This window comes from Halanaerobiales bacterium, from assembly GCA_035270125.1.
In the GTDB taxonomy this organism is placed as follows: domain Bacteria; phylum Bacillota; class Halanaerobiia; order Halanaerobiales; family DATFIM01; genus DATFIM01.
In genome coordinates this window covers 1-2,675 of sequence record DATFIM010000181.1, presented here as the reverse complement: position 1 = coordinate 2,675, position 2,675 = coordinate 1, and the positions used below count along the sequence as shown (strand labels likewise).

Below are 2,675 nucleotides of genomic sequence, written 5' to 3'. Positions count from 1 at the left end.
TTTTTAAGACATAAAAATTTATTATCACATCAAAAATTCAAAAACACAAGTAGATTTCTTTTTAAGGAAATAAATATTTTTGGAAAAAGTTTAAGTTCCTTTTTTAAAGGTAAAAAATTATATGTTTTCTTTTCCCTATTTTTTGCCATGCTATTTTTACTGGCTGAACTATCATTTACAGTACTTTTAATGATGGGAATGGGTTATGATCCTGCTTACTGGCCGGTAGTTTTGAGCCAGCTAGTTGTTCTCTTTTTCATGTATTTTGCACCTACTCCTGGTGCTACCGGAATTGCAGAAGGTGGTTTCTCCTTAATATTTGCAAATTATGTGCTAAAAGCTGATATGTTTCCTCTTATCTTTAACTGGAGATTTTTCACAAAATATATTGGAATAATTATTGGAGTTGTTATCTTTATAATTGCTTTCTTCGGAAAAAAGGATACATCCCTTTAAATAAGATGTATCCTTAAATATTTTTATTCATCTTTAGCTTTAAAATCAATATCTTTGCTAAAATTATCTAATAAATCTATATATTCCTCTTTAGTTAAAGCTGGCTCATGATTTTCAACTATATTTTTAGCAGTTTGTCCATCATCATATAAAAGATCTATAACTGTCATAGCTAAAGTCTTGGCTGGAGTAATATAGGCTAACTCCTCATCAATTAATTCAAAATTTCTGGTGTGAAGATCTCCTTTTATACCTCCAAAAAATGGATGGAGGGCTGGCATAAGGTGAGAAACATCCCCAAAATCAAAAGAACCGGCAAAAGTACCACCATTTTGAATATCTTCATCATCTAAAAATTCACTTAAGTTAGTTAATAATATATCATCTAATTCTTTTTTATCTAATAAAGGTAGATAACCTGGAATATCATTAATCTTTACCTCAGCTCCGACAGCCATTGCTCCTGACTTTATAGCACGATTGACCTTTTTATTTGCATCTTTAATACCTTCTACATTTTTTCCTCGCACATAACTTTCCATTCTAACATCAGCTGGTACTATATTTACTATATCTCCACCTTTAGTGATTATGGGATGGACCCTGATTTTATCTTCATCAGCAAAAGTTTCTCTTTGAGCATTTATATTATTAATTGAAAGCATGGCTGCATTTAAGGCATTTACTCCTTCTTCAGGAGCTGAACCTGCATGTGATTCTTTACCTAGAAATTGTACTTTTTTGCCTACAAACCCATTACCGCTCGGTCCAAGTAGTGCTTTAAGACCCTGTTCTCCTAAATTAAGAGAATGCATCATCATCGCCATATCTACATCATCAAGATGACCTCTTTTGATTAATTCCTGTTTACCACCAAAATATTTAATTTTACCTTCATTTTTTAGATCATAACGATATTCTAATTCTACATATTCTTCAGCTGGAACTGCCATAAATTTAACACTACCTGCTAGATCATTGAAAGCTTCAGTCATCATCAGGCCTAATGCAGCTCCATACATAACTCCAGATTGAATATTATGGCCACAGGCATGGACAGCCCCAGTTTCAGAATCAGCATCAGGATGTTCGTGACATAAGATAGCATCAATTTCTCCCATAAAAGCTATTCTGGGACCGGGTTTAGAGCCTTCAGCTAAAGCACTACATCCTGTTACTGCAATATTTTTATCAGGTTTTAAACCTAAATCTTTAAGGGCGTCAAAAACTAAATCAGTAGCATACTTTTCTTTGTATCCTAATTCAGGATTATCATAAATCTTTTTTCCTAATTCAATAATCTTATCTCGATTTTCTTCAATACTTTCTACTACCTTCTTTTTAAGCTCATTCTTTTTCAAAACAATCTACCTCCTTTACTTCATTTTAGCACATTAAGAAAAGAGCAGTCCAATTATTTAATAAATAATTAGATACTGCTCTTTTAGTTTTAAATTAGATTATCCCCTGTAATTTGAGAATAATGTGAGATACTATAGCTGAGCCAAAGAAAGTACCAATGAAAACAGCAATAGCAACTATAAATACCTTCCAGCTTAAATTTTTAAGTTTCTGGATTTTATTTCCTACTGAAAGACCGGCAAAAGCTAAAATAGGAGTAGTTGTTCCCAAAAAACTTACTTCATTGGTATAGCGTAAAAACCATTCTGAAGTTGGCATAAAAGGCATACTTAAAAGCAAAGCTGCCAGTGAGGCATAGGCAAAAGCTGGAAACTTAATATTTGGAAAAGATTCTTTTATAATCAAAGCAAACATGGCTAGAGCTACTACAATTATTATTCCTGGAATAGCATCCATAATTGGAATCCCATAACCTATTCTCTGACCAATCAAAATCATTATTGCAACTACAATAAGAACTTTAAGTTGATTTAAACTATGTTCAAAACTAAGGTTACTCATCATTATTCCCCCTCTCAGCTTCATATTTTTCTCGCTTTTTCTTACCTATATGTGGTGAAAATTTGTCATATAAGAAGTTAACTAAAGGTAAACCGAGAAAAATAACAGAATAAAGTCCTGTAACCCCGGTTAACATATTACTTGTTGCTGCATAAGCCAGAATGGTATCTTTCATCTCCGGTACAACTTCAGCAAGAGAACCAGAAGCAGCAGTCATCATACTTCCACTCCCCATCCCACAGGCCATAGCCAGAGCATAAGGATGTAAACCGGTATTAACTGAAAGTGCACCTAAA

4 protein-coding genes are annotated in these 2,675 nt (G+C 33.2%); 1 reads left to right on the top strand and 3 read right to left on the bottom strand.

The window, feature by feature from the left end:
- The coding region (locus VJ881_09420) for a lysylphosphatidylglycerol synthase domain-containing protein (protein ID HKL76272.1) at positions 1-456 on the top strand (456 nt) is incomplete at its 5' end.
- A 23-nt stretch (positions 457-479) separates the two neighbouring features.
- Here the strand turns inward: VJ881_09420 and VJ881_09415 are convergent.
- From VJ881_09415 to VJ881_09405, 3 genes are all read right to left on the bottom strand, one after another.
- Positions 480-1,817, bottom strand: a complete 1,338-nt coding sequence (locus VJ881_09415) for an amidohydrolase (protein ID HKL76271.1) — start codon at positions 1,815-1,817, stop codon at positions 480-482.
- A gap of 94 nt (positions 1,818-1,911) precedes the next feature.
- Positions 1,912-2,379 (bottom strand): hypothetical protein, encoded by a 468-nt coding sequence (locus tag VJ881_09410; GenBank protein ID HKL76270.1) that lies wholly within the window; start codon positions 2,377-2,379, stop codon positions 1,912-1,914.
- Positions 2,372-2,675 (bottom strand): DUF3100 domain-containing protein (locus VJ881_09405; protein HKL76269.1); only part of this gene is annotated, 304 nt, incomplete at its 5' end. The genes VJ881_09410 and VJ881_09405, both read right to left, overlap by 8 nt.

Bases quoted from the DNA above. Each gene is read 5' to 3' on its own strand.
- VJ881_09410 (HKL76270.1), bottom strand. From the start codon at position 2,379: ATGAGTAACCTTAGTTTTGAACATAGTTTAAATCAACTTAAAGTTCTT.